Raw genomic sequence first — 26,061 nt, forward strand, 5'->3', positions numbered from 1 at the left:
CCTCGGGTGTCGTCGGTGGTGATGGCCCGTGCCGGTCAGTGGCCCGCGCGTTCGAGGGGGCGCCGCCGCGCGGAGCAGCCCGGGCGGCCGGACGCCGCCGCGTGCGGCTGCGCCGGGAGGGCCCGCTCATGGAAAGCGCTGTCCGGTACGGCACGGCCTTCGGCGGCGGGGACCAGCCGGGCGCACGCGGCGCGGACCGCGGCGTACGCGGCGGCGGGCACGTCGCGGCCGATGCCGGCGCCCCACGCCGCGGCCGGGCCGGAGCCGCACTCGGCGTAGATGACGACCTCCTCCGGCGACCGGTCGCCCAGCGCGGGACGGTCGGGCGTCATCCGGCGGTCGTCCAGCGCCGGCGCGGTGCGGTGGACCGCGCGGACGTCGATGCCCCACGGCGCGAGCACCGCCCCGATCGTGCGGACCGCGTCCGCGCGCGCCCCGCTGACCTCGAACCCGCCGTCGACGTACAGCGTCGTCGTCACGGGCGCGCCGCCCGGCGGGAGGGGCTCGGCCGGGTCGCCGCGGTGGAGGTACTCCTCCTCGAACAGTGCGCCGATCCGGCTCGGCGACAGCTCGCCGCCCTCCGCGTCGGCCCGCGCCTGGACCCTTCCCGCCAGGTCGGCCTGCAGGCCGCGGGGCAGGTTGAGGCCGTGCCAGGCGCTCATCACGTACGCCACGCCGCCCTTGCCGGACTGGCTGTTGATCCGCACGACCGCCTCGTACGTGCGCCCCACGTCGGCCGGGTCCACCGGCAGGTACGGCACCCGCCAGGGCAGGTCGGCGGCGCTCACGCCGTCACCGGCGGCGCGGCGTTCGAGGTCCTCGAAGCCCTTGTTGATGGCGTCCTGGTGCGAGCCGGAGAAGGCGGTGTAGACGAGGTCGCCGCCGTAGGGGTGGCGCGGGTGGACGGGGAGCTGGTTGCACTGCTCGACGGTGCGCCGGACGGCGTTGATGTCGGAGAAGTCGATGCCCGGGTCGACGCCGTGGGAGTACAGGTTCATGCCGAGCGTGACCAGGCAGACGTTGCCCGCCCGCTCGCCGTTGCCGAACAGGCAGCCCTCGATCCGCTCGGCGCCGGCGAGCAGGGCCAGCTCGGCGGAGGCGACGCCGGTGCCGCGGTCGTTGTGCGGGTGGATCGACAGGCACACGTGCTCGCGGCGCGACAGGTGCCGGCCGAGCCACTCGATCTGGTCGGCGAAGACGTTCGGCAGGGACCGCTCGACCGTGGTGGGGAAGTTGAGGATGATGCCGCGCCCCGGTCCGGGCTGCCAGACGTCCATGACCGCCTCGCAGACCTCCAGCGAGAAGTCCAGCTCGGTCTCGTTGAACAGCTCGGGGGAGTACTGGTAGCCGAGGTCGCAGTCGCGCAGCGTCCGGTCGGCGTGCTCCATCATCACCCGCGTGGCCCGGACCGCGAGCTCCTTGCAGCCGGTCCGGTCGAGGTCGAAGACCACCTCGCGGAACAGCGGCGACGTCGCGTTGTAGATGTGGATCATGGCGCGCGGCGCGCCCCTGAGGCAGTCGAGCGTGGCCCTGATCAGCTCCTCGCGGGCCTGGGTGAGCACGGTGATCCGCACGTCGTCGGGGATGCGGTCCTGCTCGATGAGCCGGCGGACGAAGTCGTGGTCGTCCTGGCTGGCCACCGGGAAGCCGACCTCGATCTCCTTGTAGCCCATGGACACGAGCAGGTCGAACATCATGAGCTTGCGGTCGGGGCTCATCGGCCGGGCCAGCGACTGGTTGCCGTCGCGCAGGTCGGTGGACAGCCAGCGCGGCGGCGAGGTGATGCGCCGGCTCGGCCAGGTGCGGTCGGTGAGGTCGAGAGGGGTGAATCCGGTATAGCGTTCGGCACCCTGCATCGTCGGATTTCCTTTCCGGGGACACGGCTTCGCCAGGAGGATCACAACGGTGGAATCGCGGCGCGGTCAGCGGGTCTTCCGCTTTCGCCGGCCCCGGGGTTAGAGTGCGAATTCCGGAATACTAGGGTGGGCACGAACATTCTGCTGGGGAGGGCCGGTCATAATCTCGGTGCGATGGCCCTGAAGCTATAGGGGTCGCCGGGGCCCGGCAAGACGGTGGACCAGGAGTTCAGGGGCGGATATCCAGGGGAGTACACCCGGGTATCGAAAGGCGCACCCCCGGCTACACCTTTCGGGTTACTCCCTTAACCGGGCCCCGGTCCCGAGGTCACAATCCGGGCTATGGCCGCTTCCTGGACATCCCCGGCCCCTCGTTCCCCTCTCTTTCTCGCCGCCTTGCGCGTGCCGCTGCTGTGCGTCGCCGAGGCCCGTCCCGGGGTGCTCGCCGTGTCGGCGCTGCGCTATCTGGCGGGGGTGGCGCTCGTGCTGCCCGCCGTGCCGGACCCCGATCCGCTGAAGGTCCTGCGGGGCGGGCTCGCGTGGGTCCTGTCCATCTTCGCCGTCTACCTGTTCAACGGGGTCACGGACGTGGCCGAGGACCGGATCAACGGGTCCGGCCGGCCGATCGCGCGCGGGCGGCTCGCCCCGCGGACCGCCGGTGTGGTGGCCGTGGCGGCGGGGGCGGCGTCGCTCGTGGCGACCGCCGGGCTGCCGCACGCCATGGTGTGGATCATCGCGGCCAACCTCGTGCTGGGCTTCCTGTACTCGGGGCCGCCGTGGCCGCTGAAGGACAGCTGCGGCGGCACGGTCGTGGTGCTGTGCCTGTCGGGGCTGCTGTCCTACCTGGCGGGGGCCGTGGTGGCGGACTCGGCCGCGATCGGGCTGGTGGCGGACCCGGCCACGGTCGGGCTGGTGGCGGACCCGGCCACGGTCGGGCTGGTGGCGGATTCCGTCACGGAGCAGCTCGTGGCGGGTGCCGTGGCGGTGGGGCCGGTCACGGTCCAGCTCGTCGTGTTCGCCGGGGCGGCCACGTGCTGGATGGTGCTCGTGGGGGTGCCGGCCAAGGACCTGTCGGACATCCCGGGTGACGCGGCGGCGGGGCGGCGTACGCTCGGGGTGCTCCTCGGCGAGCGGCGCGCGCGTCGGGTGATGGTGGCCGCGGCGGTCGGGGTGCTGGCCGCGTTCGGGCTCGCGGTGGCGCTCCTGCGGGTGCCTCTGACGGCGGTGCTCGCGGTCATGGCGGTCGGGGTCGTGGCGGTGGTCCTGGCCGGAAGGATGACCGGAACTCAGGCCGGATCCGAGGCGGGATCTGGGACCGGATCTGACGCCGGAACACTTGCTGCGGGAAAGCGTACAGGTAGTGCCGGTCGTGGCGTCCGCCGCCGCCCTTACCGGGCATTCATGTTAACGCAGCATCTACTCCACATTACCCCTCTTCTGACTAATATATGGCCATAAGTGTTGCATTAGTGTGCCCGCTGCGCGATGCTAGGCTCACTCGTGCACTCCCCATGGCGGAGGGTGGACCTTGGACGCGGCACACGGGGCGGCGGAGGATCCGGCGAGATTCGTCGAAGCATGTCGCGAAGAAGCTCTGGCGGAATTCGAAAGCGCACTCAGCAGCAGCGGAAACGCGCTCTTCGCCGATTCCGTCGCGCGCGGTCAGGCTCTGTCCACGGCCCGTTACGTTCTGGACGACGTGGCTGCTACGCTGCGCGCAGGAAAGATACAGATAAGTAGTCTTTCGAAATTGCACGCCTGGGAGGTCGGGAACGCCCGGGCGGCGGGCGGCGTCCATCCCAAAACGTCGCTTGAGGCAGGCTCACTTTTCTTCAGGATAGCGCTTTCGCACCTGACGCGACATATCTTCGCGGAAACCGGCGCGTGCGCCGAGACATTCCTGCTGGCCGCGGCCGGTCTGGAGGCGAGCCTGTCGCGCCGCATCCGCGAGGCCGCCGACAGCTACCACGGGTTCCTGCTCAACCAGGTGCACGAGGCCCAGGAGGCCGAGCGCCGCCGGATCGCCCGCGAGCTGCACGACCGCATCGGCCACGGCACGAGCGTCGCCCACCAGCAGCTCGCCCTGTCGGAGGCGTACCGGGCGACCGACCCCGCCCGCGCCTCCGCCAAGATCGTGGTGGTCCAGCAGGCCATCCAGGAGACCATGGACAACCTGCGCCAGATGACCTCCGAGCTGCACCCGCAGACGCCGGTGAAGAACCTGGAGAAGTCGCTGCTGGACTTCCTGGAGGCGGTCGGCGACGACTCGGTCTCCATCGCGTTCGACGTCAACGGCGACGAGTCGTGGGTCGAGCCGCGGGTGCTCGACGAGTCGTTCCTCATCCTGCGCGAGACCGTGCGCAACGCGCTCACCCACGGCGACCCGACGATCATCCTGCTCAAGGTGGACATCGCCCCGCACGCGCTCATCGCGTCGGCCCGCGACAACGGGCGGGGCTTCGACCCGGCGAACGCCCGCGAGCGCGGCGGCGTGGGCCTCACCTCCATGCGCGAGCGCGCGGAGCTGCTCGGCGGTACGGTGGCGGTCTCCAGCGAGCCCGGCGGCGGATGCCTCGTCGAGCTGTACATCCCACTCAGAGGACAGGCCGGTGGACCGGACGACGCCTAACCCCATCTCCGTCGCCTTGGTGGACGACCACACGCTGTTCAGGGAGGGCCTGCGCGAGATCCTGGAGTCCTTCGGCGGCATGGACGTCGTGGGCGAGGCCGGCGACTCGGGCTCCGCGATCGCCCTGGTCGAGGAGGCCGAGCCGGACGTGGTGCTGCTCGACGTGGAGATCCCGGGGGACGAGGTCACCGAGACCGTGGCCCGGATCCGCAAGCTGTCGCCCGAGACCCGGATCATCATCCTCAGCATGTACGACGGGCCGCAGCTCCTCACCCGGCTGCTCGCCGCCGGCATCCGGGGCTACCTGCACAAGAGCGTCCACCGGGACGAGCTGATCGCGGCCGTGCGCAGCGTGTACGAGGACGAGTCGAGGCTGGTGCTCGCGGTCTCGCGCAGCAGCCTGGCCCACGTGGAGGCGCCGGCCGGCGGGGTGCTGTCGGAGAAGGAGCTGGAGGTGCTCCAGCTCGCCGCGCAGGCGCTCAGCAACAGCCAGATCGCCCGCCGCCTGGGCCTGGCCGAGGCCACCGTGAAGCGGCACATGCGCAACATCTTCCTGAAGCTGAACGCGGTCTCGCGCATCGACGCGGTCAACAAGGCGCTCGCCGGCTCGCTCATCCTGCCTCAGACCAGGGGCGACGGCGACTGATCCCAGTCGTCGAGCGGGAAGACGCCGGCCAGCTTGTCGCGCACCTCGGGCGGCAGCTCGACGGCGGCGGCGGCGAGGTTCATCTCCAGGTGGACCTGGCTGCGCGTGCTCGGCACCGGCACCGTGTGCTCGCCCTGCGCGAGCAGCCAGGCCAGCGCGAGCCGCCCGGCGCTGAGGTCGAGCTGCGCGGCGGCGGCCTCCAGCGCCTGGAGCCCGGCGCAGTGGCGGCCCTGCTCGGGCCCGAAGCGCGGGTCGTCGCGGCGCCAGTCGCCCGCCTCGAACCGGGCGTCCACCCGGACCCGGCCGGTGAGGAAGCCCCGCCCGAGCGGGCGCGCGGCCACCAGCGCGACGCCCAGCTCGCGCGCCGCGGCGACCAGGCCGGGGTCGGCGTAGCGGCCCCACACCGAGTACTCGACGCCCAGGGCGGTCACCGGGTGGACGGCGTGGGCCTCGCGAAGCTGCCGCAGCGTGCCGTTGGTCAGCCCGACGTAACGGATCTTCCCGGCCCGCACCAGCTCGGCCAGGCGGCCCATGCTCTCCTCGACCGGCACGCGGCCGTCGCGGCAGTGCAGGTAGTACAGGTCGATGCACTCGGCGCCGAGCCGTTCGAGCGAGGCGTCGCAGTCGCGCTCCAGCGCGCCGGGGTCGTCGTCGTGGAGCACCCGGCCGTCGGGCCCCAGGGCGCGCACGCCGCCGCGGGTGCTCACCACCACCCCGTCCGACCGGCCGGCCAGGGCCCGCCCGATCAGCCGCTCGACCCGGCCCCCGGCGTAGAAGGCGGACGTGTCGAACAGGGTCACGCCCGCGTCCAGCGCCCGGCGGAGCAGCCGGTCGGCCTCGCCCTCGTGCACCCTGCCGTAGGCGCCGGCCAGGGCCAGCGAGCCCAGCCCGATGGCAGAGACGACCGGCCCCGTCCGGCCCAACCGCGTGTAACGCACCGAAATCCCTCCGTGCGCCTTTCCCGATCACCGGCTCCGATCGGGGACCGGAAAATCGGGGAACGAATGCAGGTCTTGCGCGGGAGCCCAGGCGCGGGTGTCGATTAGCGAGCTTCAGGTGTTACCCAATAGTAGGGGAAGCTCCGGCGTACGCAACGCCCAATACCCCTATTGAACCCCTTAATAGCCAGCATGGACCCATAAAGAGTTTTGTTGGTCTTTTGGGCTATTAGCCGCATTGGCTACTGTGCGAGTGTTCCGTGCGGACGGTGGTCAGGAGGTCGTGTGATCGAGAAGATCCTGCCGGCGACCGTCAAGGCATTCGAGGCCTTCAACGACCCGCCCGAAGCCGCCCTCTTTCCCGAGGAGGCCGAGCTGGTGCGCCGCGCCGCCGACAAACGCCGCCGCGAGTTCACCACGGCCCGCCACTGCGCCCGCAAGGCCATGGAACGGCTCGGCGTGCGCCCGGTCCCCGTGCTCAGCGGCCCGTACGGCGAGCCCTGCTGGCCGCACGGCACCACCGGCAGCATCACCCACTGCGCCGGCTACAGAGCCGCGGCCGTCGGCGCCGGCCCCGCGCTCATCGGCATCGACGCCGAGCCGGACGCCCCGCTGCCGCCCGGCGTGCTGGAGGCCGTCTCCGTGCCCAAGGAACGTGACATGGTCCGCCGGCTCGGCGAGCGGCACCCGGGCACGTCCTGGGACCGGCTGCTGTTCAGCACCAAGGAGGCCGTCTACAAGGCGTGGTTCCCGCTCGCCGGGCGCTGGCTGGACTTCCAGGACGCCGCGGTGACCCTGGACCCGCTGCGCGGCACGTTCACCGCGCACCTCATGGTCTCGGGGCCGCGCTGGCAGGGGGAGCGGCTGACCGGCTTCACCGGCCGCTGGACGGCCGGCCGGGGCCTGCTGCTCACCGCCATCGCCGTGGCCGGGACGCCCCGCGGCGCCGCCGCGGGCGCCCACCGGGCGGGGGCGCGGCCATGAGGTTCGGGGTGGTGCTCATCAGCGAGGGCGGCACGCGCGCCCAGTGGACGGCCACGTGCCGCCGCGCCGAGGCCCTCGGCTACGACGTCATCGCCGTGCCCGACCATCTCAACCTGATGGCGCCCTTCCCCACCGCCCTGCTCGCCGCCGAGGTCACCGAGCGGCCGGTCATCGGCACGTACGTGCTCAACGCCTCCTTCCACCGGCCCGCGCTGCTCGCCCGGGAGGTGGCCACCATGGACCTGCTCGTCGGCGGCCGGCTGGAGCTGGGGCTCGGCACCGGGTACGTGCGGGAGGAGTTCGAGGCGGCCGGCCTGCCGTTCGGCGCCGGACACCGCGTACGGGCCCTCGAACGGCTGACCGGCGAGCTGGACGGGCTCCTGGGCGGCCGGATGCCGCCGCTGATGGTCGGCGGGCACGGCGACCGCGTGCTGCGCCTGGCCGCCCGCCGCGCCGAGATCGTCAGCTTCACCGGCGCCCCGTTCCGCCCCGAGTACGGCAGGACGGCCCTCGTGGACGCGCGCGAGCTGACCCGGCGGGTCGCCTTCGCCCGGCGGGAGGCCGGGCCGCGCGCCGCCGACCTGGAGCTGAACGTCCTGTCCAAGGCGACTGTGCTCACCCGCGACCGGCGGGCCGGCGTGGAGGGCCTGCGGCGCTACGCCCCCGACCTGACCACCGAGCAGCTCCTGGAGGTGCCCATGCTGTTCGCCGGGACGCCCGAGGACATCGCCGAGCAGGTGCGCCGGCACGAGAAGACGTTCGGCTTCACCTACTTCACGGTCATGGAGCCCGCCATGGACGACTTCGGCAAGGTCATCGAACTCCTGCGGTGAGCAGCGGCACCCGCGCCCGTGGCGGCACGCCGTACGCGGGCCCGTGGGCCAGGCCGTGCAGGCAGGCCGTCAGGCTGCGGGCCTCCACGTTGAGGTAGTAGCTGTGCCGCAGCAGCTCGTCGATCTGGTGCAGCGCCAGCCAGCGGAACCCGGGGTGGCCCGGCAGCGGGTCCTCGTCCGTCTCGACCACGACGTAGCGGTTGCGCGCGTGGTAGAACCGGCCGCCCTCCTCCGACAGGACGGTGTCGAAGCGCACCCGGCCCGGGGCCGCGCCCGCCAGGGCGTCCAGCACGAGGTCCACGAGCGGCGGGCGGGCCGCCGGCGGCAGGTGGTCGTAGTTGCCCGGCGTGCACTGCACGGTCGGCGCCAGCTCCACCACGTCGGTGTAGCCGGGATCGACGCGCGCCCGCACGAGCGCGTGCACGACCCCGCCGATCCGGCGGACCAGGAACGCCACCAGGCCCGTGCCCACCGGCGCGAGCATCGGCTGCGACCAGCCGGACACCTCCCGCCCGCGCGCCGCCACCCGCACCCCGATCACGTCGAAGAAGCGGCCCGACTCGTGCGAGATGCGCCCGCCCGACCGGCGCCAGCCGCGCACCCGGTCGAGCGGCACCAGCGCGGCCCGCACGTCGGCCGTGGAGCGGGCCCCGCTGAGCCAGCTCAGGATCTCGCCCAGCTCGTGGCGGGCCCCGCGCGAGGCGTCGCGCGAGCGGGCCACCGCCGCCGCGAAGCCGCCCGCGGGCTCGGCGCCGCGCTGGGGCGGCAGGCAGGACAGCACGGTCCGCGCGTCCATGTTCACCCGGTCCGGCACCGCCAGCAGCCCGTACACCCGCGCGAGCGGCAGCCACCGGAACCCCTCCGCGGCCGGCACGTGCTCCGCGACCTCCACCACCATGTTGCGGTTGCGCTTGCGGTAGAACCACGCGCCCTGCTCCGACTGGCGCGTGTCGGCCAGCACCCGGCCGCGCGGCTCGCGGAAGAACTCGAGGTACGGCACCGGCCGCCCCTGGTGGACCCGCGTGTAGTTGCTCCGCGTGGCCTGCACCGTGGGGGAGACCTGAGGGCCGTCGGGATTGCCCGGCTCGTTCTTGGCCTGCGTCAGCACGTACGGCACCCCGTCCACCCGCTTGAGCAGGATGCCCAGGATGCCGGTCTCGGGCTGGTTGATGATGGGCTGGGTCCAGGCCGGCACCGGCTCGCCGGGACGGCGGACGTCGAGCCCCTCGACGGTGAAGAAACCGCCGCTGTCGTGCCGCAGGTTGCCCGTCGCCGGGTCCGTGTGCCAGCCGGGCAGCTCCTCCAGCGGCAGCCGCGTCACCTCCATGGAGGTGTGCCCGGCGACCTCGTGGAGCCAGTCGTGAACGTCGATGATGGCAGGCTCCTCACCCCGGGGTCCTGTCGTCCGAGCCCGAAGCTGTCACGCCCCGCGGCACCCCTCAACCCCTGACCGCCCCGCCCGCCACCCCAGCCCCTCGCGGGCCCCGGCGACCCCGGCAGGATAGGGGTTCTGCGGCGGGCGGCCCCTTCGTAGCCTTCTAGGGTGGACGCCATGACCGATCATCGGGACGTGCGAGCCAGTGACCAGGACCGCGAACGCGTGGCGGAGGCGCTGCGGGTGGCGGTGAGCGAGGGACGGATCACGCTGGAGGAGCTCAACGAGCGGATCGACCACACCTACCGGGCGCGCACACTCGGCGAGCTCGACGAGGTCGTGGCCGACCTGCCGAGGGACGGATCGCTGCCCGCGGTCCGCACCGCGGCCCCCGTCCAGGGCTTACCGGGGCCTGCCGAGCTCCAGCTCCACACGGGCAGCGGCAAGGTCGCGCAGGTGGGCCGCTGGGCGGTGCCCCGGCACATCAGCGCGAAGGCCGGCAGGTGGGGCACGGTGCGGATCGACTTCACCCTCGCCGACTGCCCCCACCGGGAGGTCCATCTCGACGTGGAGATCACCTCGTGGTTCGGCGACATCGTGGTCGCGGTCCCGCGGGGCTGGCAGGTCCGTGACGAGCAGGTCGTCCGCCGGTGGATGGGCGCCGTCCACAACCGCCCCCCGGCGCCGCTCGCGCCGGACGGCGTCACCGTACGGCTCACGGGCTACGTGCAGACCGGGGACGTCTGGGTGAGGTACCGCCGGCCGGTCACCTGAGCCGGCCGCAAGCTGAGGAGGAACGCATGGCGTGCCGGATCTGTTCGGGCCGTCTCCACCAGTTCGCCGACTTCGGGAGCCAGCCGGTCTCGGACGCCTTCGTCACCCCCGGCGACCCCGCCGAGGAGTACATGTTCCGGCTGGCCGTGGGCGTCTGCGAGAGCTGCTCCATGGTGCAGCTGCTCGAAGAGGTGCCCCGCGAGCGCATGTTCCACGAGGGCTACCCCTACCTGTCGTCCGGCTCGGCCGTCATGCGCGAGCACTTCTGGAGCCTCGCCGAGCGCTTCCTCGCCACCGAGCTGTCCGGCGACGACCCGTTCGTCGTCGAGCTGGGCTGCAACGACGGCACCATGCTCCAGCGGGTGGCCGAGGCCGGGGTGCGGCACCTCGGCGTCGAGCCGTCGGGCGGCGTCGCCGACCTCGCCGCCGCCAAGGGCGTGCGGGTGCGCAAGGACTTCTTCGAGGCCGCCACGGCCGCCGCCATCCGCGCCGAGGACGGGCCCGCCGACGTCGTCTACGCGGCCAACACCCTCTGCCACATCCCGTACATGGACTCCATCCTCAGCGGGGTCGCCACGCTGCTGCGGCCCGGCGGCGTGTTCGTCTTCGAGGACCCGTACCTCGGCGACATCGTCGAGCGCGCCTCCTACGACCAGATCTACGACGAGCACTTCTACTTCTTCTCCGCCCGCTCGGTGCGCGGCATGGCCCGGCGGCACGGGTTCGAGCTGGTCGACGTCGAGCGGCTGCCCGTCCACGGCGGCGAGGTCCGCTACACCCTCGCCCGGCAGGGCGCCCGGACTCCGTCCCCGGCCGTGGCCGAGCTGCTCGCCGCCGAGGACGCCGCCCAGATCAGCGACCCGGCCACCCTGCGGGCCTTCGCCGAGCGCGTGGCGCGCAACCGCGACGAGCTGGTGGCGCTGCTGACCCGCCTGCGCGACGAGGGCGCCCGCGTGTACGGCTACGGCGCCACGGCCAAGAGCGCCACCGTGCTCAACTACTGCGGCATCGGCCCCGACCTCGTCACGTTCGTCTCCGACACCACTCCCGCCAAGCAGGGCCGGCTCACGCCCGGCTCGCACATCCCCGTGCGCGGCCCCGAGGCGTTCGCCGACCCCTACCCCGACTACGCGCTGCTGTTCGCCTGGAACCACGCCGAGGAGATCATGGCCAAGGAGGAGGCGTTCCGCGAGGCGGGCGGGGCCTGGATCCTCTACGTGCCCGAGGTCCGGCTGGTCCGGGACCGATGAGGAACCTGACGAGCCCGGTCATGAGGCATCGGCGGCTGGCGGTGGACGGGGCGGTCGAGTTCGCCCCCGAGGTCTTCCACGACGAGCGGGGCGACTTCGCCTCGCCGTACCAGGAGCACGTCTTCGCCGCCGCCGTCGGCCGCCCGCTCTTCCCCGTCGCGCAGGTCAGCCGCAACGTGTCGCGGCGCGGCGTCGTGCGCGGCGTCCACTACACGCTCGTGCCGCCCGGCACCGCCAAGTACGTCTACTGCCCGGCCGGCCGGGTCCTCGACATGGTGGTGGACCTGCGCGTGGGCTCGCCCACGTTCGCCCGGTGGGAGGCGGTCGAGCTGGCCGCCGACACCGCCCGCGCCGTCTACGTCCCGCCCGGGGTGGGCCACGCCTTCGCGGCGCTGGAAGACGGATCGGTGGTCTGCTACCTGCTGTCGCGCGAGTACCGCAAGGAGCACGAGCTGACCCTGTCGGTCTTCGACGAGGAGCTCCGGCTGCGCCTGCCGGCCGGTCTCGGGCCGCTCGTGCTGTCGGAGCGGGACAGAGAAGCCCCCACGCTCGCCGAGGCGGCGGCGCGGGGGCTGCTGCCGGAATACACCCGCTGAGCGGGCCGGGAGCCGTCAGTGCCGCAGGACCTCGCGCAGGGCGTCGATGACCTTGTCCTGGACGCCCCTCGGCAGCGACGGGTACATCGGCAGCGAGAAGATCTGGCCGGCCAGCTCCTCGGTCACCGGCAGGCTGCCCCGGCCGTAGCCGAGGTGGGCGAAGCCCGACATGGTGTGCACCGGCCACGGATAACTGATGTTGAGATGGATGTCGAACGCCCGCAGCGCCTCGACGATCTCGTCGCGGCGCGGGTGGCGGACCACGTACACGTAGTACACGTGCGTGTTGCCGGCGGCGGTGACCGGGAGCACCAGCTCGGTGTCGCCCAGGCCCTCCTCGTAGCGGGCGGCCACGGCCCGGCGGTCCTCGACGTAGCGGTCGAGCCGGGTCAGCTTGCGGCGCAGGATCTCCGCCTGCACCTCGTCCAGCCGCGCGTTGTGGCCGGGGGTCTCCACGACGTAGTAGGTGCGCTCCATGCCGTAGTAGCGCAGCCGCCGCAGGTTCGCCTCCACCTCGTCGTCCGAGGTGATCGTCGCCCCGCCGTCGCCGTACGCGCCGAGCACCTTCGTCGGGTAGAAGGAGAAGGCCGCCGCCCGGCCCATCGACCCGGCCGGCCGGCCGTGGTGCAGCGCGCCGTGCGCCTGCGCGCAGTCCTCCAGGATCGCCAGGCCGCGCTCCTCCGCCAGCCGTTCCAGCGGGGCCATGTCCACGCACTGGCCGTACAGGTGGACCGGCAGCAGGCAGCGGGTGCGCGGAGTGACGGCGGCCGCCACGGCCGCCACGTCCATCAGGTACGTGGCCGGATCGACGTCCACGAACACCGGCGTCGCGCCCACGGCGTCGATGGCGACCACGGTCGGCGCCGCCGTGTTGGACACCGTCACCACCTCGTCGCCCGGCCCCACCCCGAGCGCCTGCAGGCCCAGCTTGACGGCGTTGGTGCCGTTGTCCACGCCGACGCAGTGGCGCACGCCGTGGCGGGCGGCGAACTCCTCCTCGAAGCGCCGCACGCTCTCGCCGAGGACGAGCTGGCCCGAGCGGAACACGGTCTCGACCGCGTCCATGATGTCGTCGCGTTCGGCCGCGTATTCCGGCAGATAATCCCAGACGCGCGTGGGCATCGGCCCTCCTTCTCCCGGGGTCGGGCCCAGGATAAACAGCGCCCTCCGGGGCGGAGGAACCCCTAGAAAAGGGGTTCGGATGAGGGGGCGGCTAGGGGTGACGCGGCTCGCCGGAGGTCCTTTAGTTTTGCGAAGGAGAAAGACCTCACGCGCACCAAGCCGAGAGAATTCACATGACACGGCATTATCTCTTCATGTGTCAGCCCGACCACGGTCATGTCATTCCGAGCCTCGCCGTGGTCGCCGAATTGGTTCGCAGAGGGCACAGGGTCACGTACCTCACGGGGGGCGGCATGGCGCCGCTGGTGGAGGAGACGGGCGCCGGCCTGCTCTGCTATGACTCGATCTACGCGGGGGCCGACCTGCGGGCGCTGGAGAGCGACCCGCTGGCCCTCGTCTCCCTGTTCCTCGACGAGAGCCGCGCGATGCTCGACGCGGCCGACCGGCACCTCGCCGATCACCCGGACCTGCGCCCCGACCTGGTCGTCTACGACCTGACGGTGCTGCACGCCGGGCGCGTGCTGGCCCGCAAGCTCGGAGTGCCGGCCACGCAGCTCATCCCGATCTTCGCCTCCAACGAGCACTACTCCTTCCTCGGGTCCGTCTACGCCGGCGGCGACGCCGACCCCGGCCTGCCCGCCTGGGTGGACGACATGCTGGCCAGGACCCGCGCCCTGGCCGCCGGCCACGGCGTCGAGGCCGACCCCGCCGAGCTGTGGTGGGAGGTCCAGGACTCCAACCTGGTCAGCCTGCCGCGCTCGTTCCAGCCGGCCGGCGACACCTTCGACGAGCGGTTCGCGTTCGTCGGGCCCTGCCTGGGGGAGCGCGGCTTCCTGTCCGGCTGGGAACCGCCGGACGACGGGCTGCCGGTCGCGCTGCTGACCTTCGGCACGGTCGCCGCGGGCCGGCCCGAGCTGTTCCGCACCTGCGTACGGGCGTTCGCCGAGCTGCCCTGGCGCGGCGTGGTCACCCTGCCCCCCGGCATGGACCCCGGCTACCTCGGGCCGCTGCCGCCCACGATGGAGGTGCGCCGCTGGGTGTCGCACGTGAGCGTGCTGCGGCACGCCACGGTCGCGGTCACCCACGGCGGCCTGGGCACCGCCATGGAGGCCCTGCACTGGGGCTGCCCCATGGTGGTCGTCCCGGCCACCCCGATCGACCGGGTGGCCGCGCGCCGCGTCGAGGAGCTGGGCCTCGGCCGCGCCCTCGACCCGGACGCGCTCACCCCCGAGCGGCTCGTCGAGGCGGTCCTCGCCGTCGCCGGCGACGAACGCGTACGGCACCGGGCCCAGGCCATGCGCGGCGACATCGGGCGGGCGGGCGGCACCACGCGAGCCGCCGACCTGCTCGAAGGCCGCCTGGCGGAGGTGATGGCCTGATGGGGCAGCCGTCGTTCGAGTTCCGGGTGCTGGGGCCGCTCACCGTGCTCAAGGACGGCGCCGAGCTGCCCATGAGCGCCAACCGGGAGCTGGCCATCCTGGCCTGCCTGCTGCTCAACGCCAACCGGGTGATGAGCGTCGAGCGCCTGATCGAGGCCGTCTGGGCCGGGTCGGCGCCGCGCAGCGCCTGGCGGCAGGTCGCGATCTGCGTCTCCCGGCTGCGCCGCACCCTCGGCGCCGGGGTGATCGAGACCTCCAGCCCCGGCTACCTGCTGCGGGCCGCCCCCGACAGCATCGACTGGGTCAGGTTCAAGGCGCTGGTGGCGCAGGCGCGCGGCCACGCCGCCTCCGGGCTGCGCGAGCAGGCCGTCCAGGTGCTGCGCGAGGCGCTCGCGCTGTGGCAGGGCAACCCGTTCGAGGACATCCGGGGACTGCGCTACGACGTGGCCCGGATGGCCGAGTCGCGGCTGGAGGCGCTGGAGACGTGCCTGGAGCTGGAGATCGAGCTCGGCCGGCACCATCAGGTGATCCCCGAGCTGCTGGCCCTGGTCGCCGAGTCGCCGTTCCGGGAGCGCGTGCGCGCCCAGCTCATGCTGGCCCAGTACCGCGCCGGCCGCCGCGCCGAGGCGCTGCGCACCTACCAGGAGACCCGCCGCTACCTGCTGGACCAGATCGGCCTGGAGCCGGGCCCGGCGCTGCGGCGGCTGCACGAGCAGATCCTGCGGGACGAGTCCGCGCTGATGCGGCCCCCCGCCCACCGCAGCGTGCCCGGGCAGGTCGTGCCGTGCCAGCTCCCGCCGCAGGTGCTGCCGTTCGTGGGGCGCGAGGAGGAGCTGGCGGCGATGAACGCCGCCCTGCGCCCCGACCCCGAGGTCGCCGTACCGGGGGTGACGGTCCTGAGCGGGCCGGCCGGCGTGGGCAAGAGCACGCTGGCGCTGCGCTGGGCGCACAGCCGGATCGACTGGTTCCCCGACGGGCAGCTCTACGCCGACATGGCCGAGCTGACGGCGGCGGACGGCGCTCACGGGGCCGTCGGGGCGGCGGGCGGCGGCGGTCGTGCGGACGGCGGCGGTCGGGTGGACGGGGGAGGGCTGGACGCGGTGCTGGACCGCTTCCTGCGCGCGCTCGGCGTGGCCGGGGCCGACATCCCGGCCGGGCGCGCCGAGAAGCTCGCGCTCTACCGGAGCTGTACGGCACGGCGGCGGCTGCTCGTGGTGCTCGACGGCGTCCGCGACGGCGACCAGGCGCGGGCGCTGCTGCCCGGAGGCGCCGGCTGCCGGGTCGTCATCACCAGCACGGACCCGCTCGACGACCTGGTCGCCCGGCAGGGCGCGCACCGCGAGTTCCTGCGGCCCCTGCCGGAGGCCGAGGCGCGGGAGCTGGCCGACCTGCTGGTGGACACGGCGGTCGGGGCGCAGGCGGTGTCCGACCTGGTGGCCACCTCGTGCGGGAGCCCTTTGTCGCTGCGGCTCGGCGCGGCCCGCCTCCAGTCCCGCCGTCCGGCGCGCACCGGGTACGGGTGAGGCCCCCCGAGGCGTAGGCACGCGGCGCGGCCCACGCCGCGCCACTCACCTTCGCTGCGCTCCTCACCGCGGCCCGCCCCTCCCGACGTCGCGCTCCTTACCACGGCCGGCCTCTCATGGCGGCCCGCTTCTCACCCCGGCTGGCCTCTTATGGGGGCCGGCTGCTCAGGGCGGCACGTCTCTCATGGCGGCCTCGCCTCTCATGGCGGTCCGCTTCTCGCGGCGGCGCGTCTCTCAGAGCGGCCCCGTCGCCCCGGCGGCCCGCTTCTCACCGCGGCCCGCTTCTCTCGACGGCGCGCTTCTATGGGCGGCGCGCCTGAAACGGCGGCCCCGCCGCTCACCATCGCCCGCCGCCGTCCCTTAGACGCCCGCCTGCCCACCACCCGCAGGTCGCCTCGGGTGCCCGCCCGTTCGGCCGCCCGCCCGAGGCGCTGGTGAAGGGCGTCACGGGGTGCCGGGCGAGGGGGTCACGGGGTGCGGGACAGGATGGTGGCGAGGGCGGCGGACAGGGCGTCGGCGGAGGCGGGGCCGTCGGCGTGCCGCCAGCCGACGTGCCCGTCCGGCCGCACCAGCACCGCCCCGCCGCTCTCCAAGCCGTACTCCTTCGCCCACGTCGGAGAGGTGTACGCGTCCCCGGCCCCGCCGGAGGAGTCCGTGGCGACGATCTCCACCGCCGCCACCGGGACGCCCGCGCGCGCGGACGCCTGCTCCGCCGCGGCCGGCCAGCCGGCGCCGGACACGGCCAGCAGCGTGAAGCCCGGCCCCAGCAGGTCGAGCGTCGAGACAGGCGGCCCGGCCGGCCCCGACAGCCAGACGTGCGGCGCCCGGTGACCCGGCCGGGCCGTCGGCATGTACGTGCGGTACGGGTCCTCGGGCGCCGGGGCGGGCGTGCCGTCCGGCACCACGGCCGCCGAGTCGTAGTGGAAGCCCAGCACCAGCCCCTCCGAGCTGCGCCGCCCCGCCTGCTGCTCGATGGCCTCCCGCATGGACAGCCGTCCTTCCATCATCTGGAAGGTGATGAACGCGTTGTGCAGGCTCTCGTCCACGGTGCGGGCCCCGATGGGGCGGCGTTCGGGCTCGTACGTGTCGAGCAGGGCGGGAGAGGCGGCGCCGCGCAGGACGGCGGCGAGTTTCCAGGCGAGGTTGTGGGCGTCCTGGATGCCGCAGTTCATGCCGAAACCGCCCTGCGGGGTGGCCACGTGCGCGGCGTCCCCGGCCAGGAACACCCGCCCCGAGCGGAACGAGGCCGCCACCCTGGCCTGCTGAAGCCAGGGCATGACGCCGAGGATGGTGACCGGCAGGTCCGGGACGCCGACGGCCCCGCGCACGGAGGCCAGGCAGACCTCCTCGGTGAAGTCGGCCGGGCTGCCGCCCTCCTCGGGTTCGTAGCCGGTCTGCACCATCCAGCGCCGCCGGTGGTCGACGGCCTCCACCGCGCAGGGCGGGTCGGTGAGGAACGACAGCGCGGCCCGCCGCTCGGGGGGCAGGAAGCCCAGGTCGGCCTCGAACATGATGCTGATCATGTGGCCGAGCGGCGGCGGGCCTTCGGTGGCGATGCCCAGCTCCTCCCGGATGCCGCTGCGGCTGCCGTCCGCCGCCACCAGGTACGCGCAGCGCACCAGCGTCTCGCCGGACGCCTCCGACACGACCGCCTCGACGCCGTCCGGCCCCTGCCGGAAGCCGGTCATGGCGGCGCCGTACCTGACCTCGACGCCAGGCCGCGACTCGGCCCGGCGGCGCATTATGACCTCCAGGAGGTCCTGCGAGCACAGGAACATGTAGGTGGGGGACTGGGGGGCGTCCCGGCGCAGGGCGGCTGCCGACCTGACGAAGTCGTCGGCGCTCAGCGAGCTGCCGACGCCCACCGCGAGGAACTCCTCGCGCGGCATGCCGGCGTGCTCCACCTCCTCCTGGATCCCCCAGGCGCGGAAGATCTCCATCGTCCTCGTGGTGACGAGGCGGGCCTTCGGGAAAATTGACGTGCCCTCATGTTTTTCGACGAGCAGCGTCGATATTCCGTGCCGGGACAGCTCGATGGCCGTGGCGAGGCCGACCGGGCCGCCCCCGACAATCAACACGTCCACGTCCATCATTTTCATGGTTGTCAGCGTCATTCATCGCCATTGTTCTGGTCAATGCGCGGATAACCGGGTGATACAGGCGTGATGTCGGGGCTTAGTAGCTTACTGACTGAAGATCCGGATAAGCCGATCCGCGATTGTCTCAATTCCTGGAGACGGATGATGCTTTTCGCAGAGGGCTCCGTGGCCGTGGTGACGGGCGGCTCGCGCGGCATCGGCCGGGCCTGCGCGCTGGACCTGGCCCGCGAGGGCGCCCACGTGGTGGTCAACTACTCCCGCTCCGAGAGCGACGCGAAGGACGTCGTGTCCCAGATCGAGGAGGAGGGCGGCAGCGCGAGCGCCGTGCAGGCCGACGTGACCGACGAGGAGTCCGTACGGCGGCTCTTCCGCGGCGTGCGGACCGACCACGGCCGGCTCGACGTCCTCGTGACGAGCGCCGGCATCACCCTGGACCGCTACCTGCTCACGATGAGCCTCGACCAGTTCCGCGCCCCGGTCGACACCAACCTCATCGGCACGTTCCTCGCCTGCCGCGAGGGGCTCAAGCTGATGCAGCACCAGCGCCGCGGCGCGATCGTGACCCTGTCGTCCTCCAGCGGGCTCGACGGGGGCTTCCCCGGCCAGACCAACTACGTGGCGTCCAAGGGCGCGATCATCGCCTTCACCCACGCGCTGTCCAACGAGGCGGCGCCGCACGGCGTGCGGGCCAACGTCGTGGCGCCCGGGTTCGTCGCCACCGACATGACCCGCAAGGTGCCCTCGGACATCAAGAAGCAGTACGAGTCGCGCATCATGCTCGGCCGGATGGGCCGCCCCGAGGAGATCGCGTCCATCGTGAGCTTCCTCGCCTCCGACAAGGCGTCGTACATGTCCGGCTCCGTGGTGGTCGCCCACGGCGGCGGCCTCGGCTGAGCCGTCCCCCCTTCCCCCCCCGGTTCAAGGAGGACCAGATGACGATCGACGAGCTGCGCGCGCGGGCCGCGGAGCGGCAGCAGACCTGCAGCCAGATCAAGAAGATGATCGTGTCGCGGCTGGACCTGGAGATCGACCCCGACTGGATCACCGACGACCAGCCGCTGTTCGGCCGCGGCCTGGAGCTCGACAGCCTCGACGTGCTGGAGCTGTACGTGGCCATCGAGGCCGAGTTCGGCGTCGCGCTCTACGACAGCGAGATGGCGGTCTTCGGGTCGGTGTCGCGGCTGGCCGAAGAGGTCAACCCGGCGCTGCGGGCGTCGGCATGACGCTCGCCGCGGCGCCGCCCGCGGGCGGGCAGGTCAGCGGGCCCACGAGCGGGCCGGTCAGCGGGCTGACCCACGACCAGGTCCGCGCCGTCCTGCCGCACCGCTGGCCGATGCTGCTGCTCGACCGGGTCGGCAAGGTGGAGCCCGGCGTCAAGGGGACGGCCGTCAAGAACGTCTCCGGCACCGAGCTGTGGTTCCAGGGCCATTTCCCGGGCGAGGCCGTCCTGCCCGGCATCGTGATCACCGAGGCGCTGGCCCAGCTCGCGGGCGTGGTCTTCGCCCTGGCCGGGGCCAGCGAGATCAGCTACCTGGCGGGGGTCAGGTCGATGCGGTTCCGCCGCCCCGTCGTCCCCGGCGACCAGCTCACGCTGACGGCCGAGCGGACCGGCGGCGGGGCCGGCTTCGCGGAGTACCGGGTGTCGGCCCGGGTGGACGGCCAGGTCGCGGCCGAAGGAAACCTGACGATCGCCGACCCGGCCCGTCAACGTCCCGTGCGAAAGGTGTGAACATGGCAAGCGTCCTCGCGTCCGCGCATCCCCAGGAGACCGTCTACGGCCAGGTCGGCGACGCCACCGTCCCGCTGCGCTTCTCCTCCCTCGACGAGGAGTACAAGGTGCTCAGGGAGCGCGCCGCGGTCCTCGACCTCGGCGGCCACGGCCTCATCGAGATCACCGGCCCGGACGCCGTGGCCTTCGCCCAGCGCGTCCTCGCCCGCGACGTCGAGTACCTGACGTCCGACCGCTGCATGATGACCCTCCTCCTCGACGCCGACGGCCAGGTCGTGGACCAGGTCCTCGCCTTCGGCCGCGAGGACGGCATCCTGCTGGAGAGCTCCTGCGGCGCCGGCGCGCGCCTGCTCGCGCACCTGCGGGCCAACAACGACGAGGGCGTCGAGATCACCGACCGCTCCGGCGACCTGACCGTCCTCGGGCTGGAGGGGCCGTACGCCTGGGGCGTCGTCGGCCGGCTCATCGACGCCGAGCTGGCGTCGCTGCCGTTCGAGTCGGTCGTGGACACCACCTGGAACGGCGCCGACGTCGTCTTCGCCAGGACCGGCTTCACCGGCGAGTACGGCTACCAGATGATCGTGCCCGTCGAGCACGCCGCCGACCTGTGGCGCCAGTCGCTGGAGCACGCCCAGGCCGCCGGGCAGGAGGCGCTGGAGCTGGCCATGCTGGAGGTGCGCCAGCCGATCCCCCGCCACGAGGTCACCGAGGGCGCCACGGTCGTCGAGATCGGCGCCAACTGGCTGGTGGACGTCACCAAGGACGAGTTCGTCGGCCGCGAGGCGGTGCTGGCGGCGTTCGAGGCCGGCGGCGGGCGGCGCACGGTCGGCTTCTCCGGCGGCGAGGGCGTGCCCGCGCCCGGCACCCGCGTCTGGGTGAACGGCCAGGACATCGGCGAGGTCGTCCACGCCGTGCACAGCGTCGGCCTCGGCGCCACGCTCGGCCTCGCCCGGGTGGACCACGACCTGGCGGCCGCCGGTCTGGAGCTCACCGTCGGCGGCACCGAGGTGACCACGCTGACCAGCCCGTACATCGTGCCCAAGAGCTGGAGCATCCCGATCATCTGATCGCCCGGTGCGCTGAGAAGGAGACAAGCATGGCGCTGCGGCCCGTCGTCGTCACCGGCCTGGGCATCATCTGCGCGGCCGGCCGCGACCCAGCCGAGTTCTGGCAGCGGCTCACCACAGGTCAGGGCGGACTCACGCCGGTCGAGGACGAGGCGTTCGCCGTGTTCACGGCCCGGCACGCGGGCCAGGTGCCCGACGAGTGGATCGCCGGTCAGCTCCCCGGCTCCGACGCCGCCCTCGACCGCACGGCGCGGCTCGCGCTCGTCGCGGCCCGCCAGGCGGTCGGGATGGCCGGCCTTACGGCCTCCGAGGTGGCGGCCGAGCGGTTCGGGATCATCCTCGGCAAGTGCCAGGCCACGCCCGACGCGGCCGGCCGCTACCAGCCGATGCACCGCACGCAGGACGTGGTCGCCGAGCGGCTCGGCCTGCGCGGGCCGCGCATCCTGGTGTCCACCGCCTGCGCCGCCGGCGGCAACGCCGTCGGCCTGGCCAAGGACAAGATCCTCACCGGTGAGGCCGACGCCGTCCTCGCCGGCGGGGTGGACCCGCTGCTGTTCGGCACGTACGCGGGCTTCGCCGGGCTCCAGGCGCTCAGCACCGGCCCGTGCCGCCCCTACAGCCACTCCGACGGCCTGAACCTCGGCGAAGGCGCCGCGTTCCTGCTGCTGGAGCCGCTGGACCTGGCGCTGGCCCGGGGCGCGGTCCCGCTCGCCGAGGTCGCCGGCTACGGCCTGTCGGCCGACGCCTACCACGCGACCGCGCCCGACCCCACCGGCCGCGGCGGCGCCAGCGCCGTGCGGCGCGCGCTCGCCGACGCGGGGCTCACACCCGGCGACGTCCAGTACGTCAGCGGGCACGGCACCGGAACCCCCGCCAACGACGCCATGGAGGCCAAGGTCATGCGCCTGGTCTTCGGCGAGCGGGCCGGCCAGGTGCCGACCAGCAGCATCAAGTCGTTCGTCGGCCACACGCTGGGCGCCGCCGGAGCCGTCGAGGCGGTGGCGAGCGTGCTGGCGCTGCGGCACGCGACCGCCCCGCCGACCATCGGCTTCGACGACGACGGCCGGGGCCGGGCCGGCGACCTGGACTTCGTGCCCAACGTGGCCAGGCCGATGCCCATCGGCACCGTCGTGTCCAACAACTACGCCTTCGGCGGCAACAACGTCTCGCTGGTGCTGACCACGCCCGGCGGGCCGCGGCCGTACGAGGAGCTGCCCCGCCGCGAAGCGGTGATCACCGGGCTGGGGCCCGTCACCGGGGCCGGCACCGGCGTCGCCGAGCTGACCGAGGCCGTCCTGGCCGGCCGGCACGGCGCCGGACGGGCCCCGTCGCTGGAGGGCCGGACGTTCGCGCCGCGCTCCCTGTGGCGGCACATGAACCACCTGTCGCGCCTGGCCATCGCCGCCTCCCGGCTGGCCTGGGAGGACGCCGGGCTGAAGCTGCCGCGCAAGGACCTGGACGACGTCGCGCTGATCTTCGCCACCGGCGCCGGCTCGGCCGAGAGCACCGGCGGCTTCGACGAGAGCATCGCGGCCAACCCGAACAAGCCCGCCGTGCTCAGCTTCTCCAACGTCGTGCTCAACGCCACCGGCGGCGCCGTCTGCCAGACCCTGGGCCTGCGCGGGCCGACCACCACCATCTGCAACGGCGGCGCCTCGGCCTCCATCGCGCTGGACTGCGCCCTGGAGCTCATCCGGTCGGGCAAGGCCGAGGTGGTGCTCGTGGTGGCCGCCGACGAGACACCCGGCACGGCCGCCCTGGACACCGGCGACCTTCCCGCGCCGTCGCCGTACGACTCCGGGTCCGGCGGGGCGGTGCGCGGGTCGGCGGCGGTGGCGTTCGTGGTGGAGTCGGCCGAGCACTGCGCCGCCCGCGACGGCAGGCCGTACGCCGGGGTGCTGGGCACGGGCCACGCGAGCGGCGACACCGGCCCACACACAGACGCAGAGGCAGGCGCAGACGCGGACGCGGACGCCGTGGCGCGCAGCATCGCCCGCGCCTCCGCCGCCGCCTCTGAGTCCGGGGCGTCTACCGCGTCCGGCTCCGTCGCCGGGCTGGTGGTCGGCGCGGCGGACGGGACGGCGGGGGACGGCGTCGAGGCCGCGGCGGTGCTCGCCGGGGCCCCCGGCGCCCGGCTGACCGCCTCCACCGCGCTCACCGGTGACTGCCAGGCCGCCTCCGGCGCGCTCAACATCGCCCTGGCCGCGCTCGCCGTCCGGGACGGCGTCGCACCCGCGCTGACCGGCCTCGCCGCCCCGCGCGCCGGCGACCTCGCCGCGTACGTGACCAAACCCGGCCTCGACGGGCCCGTGGAGCGGGCGCTGGCGCTCACCGCCGCGCCCGGCTCGGTGCGCGGCGCCGTCCTCCTGGGGGCCCGGTGAACACCCGGGCGGGCACGGTGAGCACCACACCGGGCGCGTCGGGTGCTCCGCCCTTCGACGTCGCCGAGACCGACCGCCTGCTGACCACCACGCGCTCCGTGCGCCGCCGTCTCGACGTGGAGCGGCCCGTGCCCCGCGAGGTGGTGCAGGAGGCCCTGGAGGTCGCCGTCCAGGCCCCCACGGCCAACAACCACCAGAACTGGCGGTGGCTCGTCATCAGCGACGCCGCCGTCAAGCAGGACCTGGCCGAGATGATCCAGTCCTCCTGGACGTTCCACCGCAACGACATGTGGACCAACGCCGGCCGCCGCCGCAACGACGCCGGGGCGCGCCGCAACTACGCCTCCGCGCTGGCGCTCACCGAGACGATCGCGCGGGTGCCGATCCTCGTCATCCCGTGCGTGCTCGGCCGCCCGCCGGACATCACCGCCATCAACGAGGCCTGGGTCAGGCGCATGGCCGACAAGGTGCCCGAGGACCCCGGCCACCTGGTGCGGCACGGCGAGACCCGCGCCAGCATCTTCTACGGCTCGATCTTCCCGGCCATCTGGTCCTTCCAGCTCGCGCTGCGCAGCCGCGGGCTCGGCAGCACGATCACCTGCCTGCACGTACCGCACGAGCGGCAGGTCGCGCGGATGCTCGGCATCCCCTCCGGGGTGACCCAGGTGTGCATGATCCCCGTCGCGTACACCGTGGGCACCGACTTCCGCCCCGCAGAGCGCTACAGCGCCAAGGAACGCACCTACTGGGAGAGGTGGGGGACGTGACCGTACGACCCGAGCAGCCCGACGTCGTCATCGTCGGAGGCGGCATCTCCGGGGCGTCCGCGGCGTGCATGCTGGCCGCCGGCGGGCTGTCCGTCGTGCTGCTGGAGAAGCAGGACGCCTACAAGGACCTCGTGCGCGGCGAATGGCTCGCGCCCTGGGGCATCAGGGAGGCCCAGCGCCTCGGCGTCTACGACTGCTTCTCGGCCGGCGGCGCCTGGGAGATCCGCGAGTGGATGACCTGGGACGAGGCCGTGACCGACGACGAGGTCGAGGCCGTGGACATGACCAGGTTCATCCCCGGCATCGGCGGGCCGATGTCGTTCCCGCACCACCAGGTGTGCGAGCTGATGGCCGAGCAGGCCGTGGCGAGCGGCGCCCGGCTGGTGATGGACGCCTCCCGCATCGGCGTCACCCCCGGCGCGCGGCCCGTCGTCACCTACCAGACCCCCGAGGGCGCCTGCGAGCTGCGGCCGCGCATCGTGCTCGGCGCCACCGGCCGAGGCAACACCGTCGGCCGCCAGATCGGCGTCACCATGCGCAACTCCATGCACCACTGGGGCGGCGGCATGATGGTCGAGGGCATGGAGGGGTGGCCGCCCGACGTGCAGGCCATGGGCACCGAGGGCGACGTCATGTTCATGGTGTTCCCCCAGGGCTACGGCCGGGCCCGCCTCTACCTGAACTTCCCCACGGTCAACAAGCACCGCTACCGGGGGCCGGGCGGCGTCGAGCGGTTCCTCGCCGCGTTCGAGCTGAACTGCCTGCCCGACCGCGGCAAGGCCGTCACCGGGGCGACGCCCGCCGGACCGCTGTCGGTGTGGCCGTCCGTGTCGAGCGTGCCCGAGGGGCCGCCGCTGGTCGAGGGCGTCGTGCTCATCGGCGACGAGGCCGGCAACGCCGACACCGTCCTCGGCACGGGCCTGTCGTGCGCGATGCGCGACTCGCGGACCGTCTGCGAGATCCTGCTCGCCTCCGACGACTGGTCGCCCGAGGCGTTCGCCCCGTACGTGAAGGAGCGCGACTTCCGCCTGGAACGCCTGGACTTCGGCGCCTCCATCATCAGCAGGCTGCACGTCGAGTTCGGGCCCGCGGCCGTCGAGCGGCGCCGCCGCGTGCGCAGGCTGATGGCCAAGAACTTCGCCGCCCAGGTGACCGGGCTGCTCAACATGGTGGCCCCGGAGGACGTACCCGAGTTCGGCTTCAGCGAGTTCTTCGCTGAGCGGTTGTTCAGGGAGACCGCATGACCCAGAAGAGAACGGTTCACGTCAACGGCGTCGACATCGCCTACGTCGACGAGGGCGAGGGTGACCCCGTCATCCTGCTGCACGGCTTCCCCGACTCCTCCTACCTGTGGCGCAACCAGATCCCGGCGCTCGTCGAGGGCGGGTTCCGGGTCATCGCGCCCGACCTGCGCGGCTTCGGCGACTCCGGCAAGCCGCAGGAGATCGAGGCGTACGGCATGCAGACGATCGTCAACGACGTCGTCGCCCTCACCATGCAGCTCGGGATCAAGCGCCCGCACGTCGTCGGCCACGACTGGGGCGCGGCCATCGCCTGGATGTACGCCTTCCTCATGCCGCGCCGGCTCGACCACCTGGTCGTGCTGTCGGTCGGGCACCCCGGCGTCTTCGCCACCCCGTCGATCGAGCAGCGGGCGGCGTCCTGGTACATGCTCTTCTACCAGTTCCCCGGGGTCAGCGAGGAGCTGCTGCGCCGCAACGGCTGGCGGCTGTTCAAGGAGATCATGGGCCGCGACGGCGACTACGACCGGTACCTGCGCGACCTGGCCCGGCCCGGCGCGCTGACCGCCGGCCTCAACTGGTACCGCGCCAACCGCTCGCCCGCCTCGGAGCTGCGCCCGGCCCGCCCGTTCCCGCCGGTGCTCGCGCCGACGCTCGGCATCTGGGGCGCCGGCGACAAGGCGCTGCTGGAGGAGGGCATGTCCGGCTCCGGCAAGTTCGTCAAGGGGCCCTGGCGCTACGAGCGGGTCGAGGACGCCGGCCACTGGCTGCCGCTCGACGCGCCCGACGAGGTCAACAAGCTGCTGCTCGGCTTCCTCGGCACGGAGCGCCCCGCCCACGAGGAGCGGCGCCCCCGGCGCCGGTTGTAGCTG

The 26,061-nt window shown here is 73.3% G+C and carries 23 protein-coding genes; 18 read left to right on the forward strand and 5 right to left on the reverse strand.

The window, feature by feature from the left end; all coding sequences use genetic code 11:
* Positions 1–35 precede the first annotated feature (35 nt).
* Positions 36–1,856: a 2-isopropylmalate synthase gene (locus HT134_RS18995; RefSeq protein ID WP_175601767.1), complete on the reverse strand. Its 1,821-nt coding sequence runs from the start codon at positions 1,854–1,856 to the stop codon at positions 36–38.
* A 402-nt stretch (positions 1,857–2,258) separates the two neighbouring features.
* On the opposite strand from HT134_RS18995, the gene HT134_RS19000 reads away from it, so the two are divergent.
* From HT134_RS19000 to HT134_RS19010, 3 genes are all read left to right on the forward strand, one after another.
* Entirely contained in the window at positions 2,259–3,314 is a 1,056-nt protein-coding gene (locus HT134_RS19000) for a UbiA family prenyltransferase (RefSeq protein ID WP_312888294.1), read from the forward strand.
* A 292-nt stretch (positions 3,315–3,606) separates the two neighbouring features.
* Complete coding sequence (locus tag HT134_RS19005; protein WP_175601769.1) at positions 3,607–4,485, forward strand: sensor histidine kinase; 879 nt, start codon at positions 3,607–3,609, stop codon at positions 4,483–4,485.
* A complete protein-coding gene (locus HT134_RS19010; protein ID WP_175601770.1) occupies positions 4,466–5,131 on the forward strand; it encodes a response regulator transcription factor in 666 nt (221 codons plus the stop codon). Before HT134_RS19005 ends, HT134_RS19010 begins: the two co-directional genes overlap by 20 nt.
* Here HT134_RS19010 and HT134_RS19015 read toward each other — a convergent pair.
* Complete coding sequence (locus HT134_RS19015; protein WP_175601771.1) at positions 5,107–6,069, reverse strand: aldo/keto reductase; 963 nt, start codon at positions 6,067–6,069, stop codon at positions 5,107–5,109. The two genes, HT134_RS19010 and HT134_RS19015, sit on opposite strands and share 25 nt — an antisense overlap.
* A gap of 285 nt (positions 6,070–6,354) precedes the next feature.
* Between HT134_RS19015 and HT134_RS19020 the strand changes: the two genes are divergently transcribed.
* Complete coding sequence (locus HT134_RS19020; RefSeq protein WP_175601772.1) at positions 6,355–7,053, forward strand: 4'-phosphopantetheinyl transferase family protein; 699 nt, start codon at positions 6,355–6,357, stop codon at positions 7,051–7,053.
* On the forward strand, positions 7,050–7,886 hold the full coding sequence (locus tag HT134_RS19025) for a TIGR03621 family F420-dependent LLM class oxidoreductase (RefSeq protein WP_175601773.1): 837 nt from the start codon (positions 7,050–7,052) through the stop codon (positions 7,884–7,886). The genes HT134_RS19020 and HT134_RS19025 overlap by 4 nt, the downstream gene beginning before the upstream one ends.
* On the opposite strand, the gene HT134_RS47680 is transcribed toward HT134_RS19025, so the two are convergent.
* The gene (locus HT134_RS47680; RefSeq protein ID WP_175601774.1) at positions 7,867–9,213 is read right to left on the reverse strand and encodes an NDP-hexose 2,3-dehydratase family protein; all 1,347 of its coding nucleotides are present in this window, start codon (positions 9,211–9,213) and stop codon (positions 7,867–7,869) included. The genes HT134_RS19025 and HT134_RS47680 overlap by 20 nt on opposite strands.
* A gap of 225 nt (positions 9,214–9,438) precedes the next feature.
* Between HT134_RS47680 and HT134_RS19035 the strand changes: the two genes are divergently transcribed.
* Genes HT134_RS19035 through HT134_RS19045 form a run of 3 tightly spaced genes read left to right on the forward strand, consistent with a single transcriptional unit; the run spans position 9,439 to position 11,881 of the window.
* Positions 9,439–10,035: a DUF1707 SHOCT-like domain-containing protein gene (locus HT134_RS19035; RefSeq protein ID WP_175601775.1), complete on the forward strand. Its 597-nt coding sequence runs from the start codon at positions 9,439–9,441 to the stop codon at positions 10,033–10,035.
* A 26-nt stretch (positions 10,036–10,061) separates the two neighbouring features.
* A complete protein-coding gene (locus tag HT134_RS19040; RefSeq protein ID WP_175601776.1) occupies positions 10,062–11,285 on the forward strand; it encodes a class I SAM-dependent methyltransferase in 1,224 nt (407 codons plus the stop codon).
* Positions 11,286–11,305: 20 nt separating this feature from the next.
* A complete protein-coding gene (locus tag HT134_RS19045; RefSeq protein ID WP_175601777.1) occupies positions 11,306–11,881 on the forward strand; it encodes a dTDP-4-dehydrorhamnose 3,5-epimerase family protein in 576 nt (191 codons plus the stop codon).
* Positions 11,882–11,896: 15 nt separating this feature from the next.
* Here HT134_RS19045 and HT134_RS19050 read toward each other — a convergent pair whose 3' ends face one another.
* Positions 11,897–13,003 (reverse strand): DegT/DnrJ/EryC1/StrS family aminotransferase, encoded by a 1,107-nt coding sequence (locus HT134_RS19050; protein WP_175601778.1) that lies wholly within the window; start codon positions 13,001–13,003, stop codon positions 11,897–11,899.
* Between the two features lie 194 nt (positions 13,004–13,197).
* Between HT134_RS19050 and HT134_RS19055 the strand changes: the two genes are divergently transcribed.
* Together HT134_RS19055 and HT134_RS19060 are read left to right on the forward strand one after the other, a co-directional pair.
* Complete coding sequence (locus HT134_RS19055; RefSeq protein WP_217708085.1) at positions 13,198–14,382, forward strand: macrolide family glycosyltransferase; 1,185 nt, start codon at positions 13,198–13,200, stop codon at positions 14,380–14,382.
* The gene (locus HT134_RS19060) at positions 14,382–15,905 is read left to right on the forward strand and encodes an AfsR/SARP family transcriptional regulator (RefSeq protein ID WP_175601780.1); all 1,524 of its coding nucleotides are present in this window, start codon (positions 14,382–14,384) and stop codon (positions 15,903–15,905) included. The genes HT134_RS19055 and HT134_RS19060 overlap by 1 nt, the downstream gene beginning before the upstream one ends.
* A gap of 467 nt (positions 15,906–16,372) precedes the next feature.
* Here the strand turns inward: HT134_RS19060 and HT134_RS19065 are convergent, their stop codons facing one another.
* Positions 16,373–17,989 (reverse strand): FAD-dependent oxidoreductase, encoded by a 1,617-nt coding sequence (locus tag HT134_RS19065; RefSeq protein ID WP_312888233.1) that lies wholly within the window; start codon positions 17,987–17,989, stop codon positions 16,373–16,375.
* A gap of 156 nt (positions 17,990–18,145) precedes the next feature.
* Here HT134_RS19065 and HT134_RS19070 point away from each other — a divergent pair, with 156 nt between their 5' ends.
* Genes HT134_RS19070 through HT134_RS19105 form a run of 8 tightly spaced genes read left to right on the forward strand, consistent with a single transcriptional unit; the run spans position 18,146 to position 26,058 of the window.
* Entirely contained in the window at positions 18,146–18,898 is a 753-nt protein-coding gene (locus tag HT134_RS19070; RefSeq protein WP_246364682.1) for a 3-oxoacyl-ACP reductase family protein, read from the forward strand.
* Between the two features lie 38 nt (positions 18,899–18,936).
* Complete coding sequence (locus HT134_RS19075; RefSeq protein WP_175601782.1) at positions 18,937–19,227, forward strand: acyl carrier protein; 291 nt, start codon at positions 18,937–18,939, stop codon at positions 19,225–19,227.
* Positions 19,224–19,733 (forward strand): 3-hydroxyacyl-ACP dehydratase FabZ, encoded by a 510-nt coding sequence (fabZ, locus tag HT134_RS19080; RefSeq protein WP_175601783.1) that lies wholly within the window; start codon positions 19,224–19,226, stop codon positions 19,731–19,733. The genes HT134_RS19075 and fabZ overlap by 4 nt, the downstream gene beginning before the upstream one ends.
* 2 nt (positions 19,734–19,735) lie before the next feature.
* Positions 19,736–20,800 (forward strand): aminomethyl transferase family protein, encoded by a 1,065-nt coding sequence (locus HT134_RS19085; protein WP_175601784.1) that lies wholly within the window; start codon positions 19,736–19,738, stop codon positions 20,798–20,800.
* A 29-nt stretch (positions 20,801–20,829) separates the two neighbouring features.
* A complete protein-coding gene (locus tag HT134_RS19090; protein WP_175601785.1) occupies positions 20,830–23,181 on the forward strand; it encodes a beta-ketoacyl-[acyl-carrier-protein] synthase family protein in 2,352 nt (783 codons plus the stop codon).
* Positions 23,178–23,948 (forward strand): nitroreductase family protein, encoded by a 771-nt coding sequence (locus HT134_RS19095; RefSeq protein ID WP_312888234.1) that lies wholly within the window; start codon positions 23,178–23,180, stop codon positions 23,946–23,948. Before HT134_RS19090 ends, HT134_RS19095 begins: the two co-directional genes overlap by 4 nt.
* On the forward strand, positions 23,945–25,192 hold the full coding sequence (locus HT134_RS19100) for an FAD-dependent oxidoreductase (RefSeq protein ID WP_312888235.1): 1,248 nt from the start codon (positions 23,945–23,947) through the stop codon (positions 25,190–25,192). The genes HT134_RS19095 and HT134_RS19100 overlap by 4 nt, the downstream gene beginning before the upstream one ends.
* Positions 25,189–26,058, forward strand: coding sequence for an alpha/beta fold hydrolase (locus HT134_RS19105; protein WP_175601787.1), 870 nt, complete (start codon positions 25,189–25,191; stop codon positions 26,056–26,058). The genes HT134_RS19100 and HT134_RS19105 overlap by 4 nt, the downstream gene beginning before the upstream one ends.
* Positions 26,059–26,061 lie beyond the last annotated feature (3 nt).

The sequence above is a fragment of the Nonomuraea rhodomycinica genome (assembly GCF_013363995.1).
Lineage (GTDB): Bacteria > Actinomycetota > Actinomycetes > Streptosporangiales > Streptosporangiaceae > Nonomuraea > Nonomuraea rhodomycinica.

Bases quoted from the DNA above. Each gene is read 5' to 3' on its own strand.
- HT134_RS19090 (WP_175601785.1), top strand. From the start codon at position 20,830: ATGGCGCTGCGGCCCGTCGTCGTCACCGGCCTGGGCATCATCTGCGCG.
- HT134_RS18995 (WP_175601767.1), bottom strand. From the start codon at position 1,856: ATGCAGGGTGCCGAACGCTATACCGGATTCACCCCTCTCGACCTCACC.
- HT134_RS19050 (WP_175601778.1), bottom strand. From the start codon at position 13,003: ATGCCCACGCGCGTCTGGGATTATCTGCCGGAATACGCGGCCGAACGC.
- fabZ (WP_175601783.1), top strand. From the start codon at position 19,224: ATGACGCTCGCCGCGGCGCCGCCCGCGGGCGGGCAGGTCAGCGGGCCC.
- HT134_RS19075 (WP_175601782.1), top strand. From the start codon at position 18,937: ATGACGATCGACGAGCTGCGCGCGCGGGCCGCGGAGCGGCAGCAGACC.
- HT134_RS19070 (WP_246364682.1), top strand. From the start codon at position 18,146: ATGATGCTTTTCGCAGAGGGCTCCGTGGCCGTGGTGACGGGCGGCTCG.
- HT134_RS19085 (WP_175601784.1), top strand. From the start codon at position 19,736: ATGGCAAGCGTCCTCGCGTCCGCGCATCCCCAGGAGACCGTCTACGGC.
- HT134_RS19060 (WP_175601780.1), top strand. From the start codon at position 14,382: ATGGGGCAGCCGTCGTTCGAGTTCCGGGTGCTGGGGCCGCTCACCGTG.
- HT134_RS19045 (WP_175601777.1), top strand. From the start codon at position 11,306: ATGAGGCATCGGCGGCTGGCGGTGGACGGGGCGGTCGAGTTCGCCCCC.
- HT134_RS19040 (WP_175601776.1), top strand. From the start codon at position 10,062: ATGGCGTGCCGGATCTGTTCGGGCCGTCTCCACCAGTTCGCCGACTTC.
- HT134_RS19035 (WP_175601775.1), top strand. From the start codon at position 9,439: ATGACCGATCATCGGGACGTGCGAGCCAGTGACCAGGACCGCGAACGC.
- HT134_RS19055 (WP_217708085.1), top strand. From the start codon at position 13,198: ATGTGTCAGCCCGACCACGGTCATGTCATTCCGAGCCTCGCCGTGGTC.
- HT134_RS19025 (WP_175601773.1), top strand. From the start codon at position 7,050: ATGAGGTTCGGGGTGGTGCTCATCAGCGAGGGCGGCACGCGCGCCCAG.
- HT134_RS47680 (WP_175601774.1), bottom strand. From the start codon at position 9,213: ATGGAGGTGACGCGGCTGCCGCTGGAGGAGCTGCCCGGCTGGCACACG.
- HT134_RS19105 (WP_175601787.1), top strand. From the start codon at position 25,189: ATGACCCAGAAGAGAACGGTTCACGTCAACGGCGTCGACATCGCCTAC.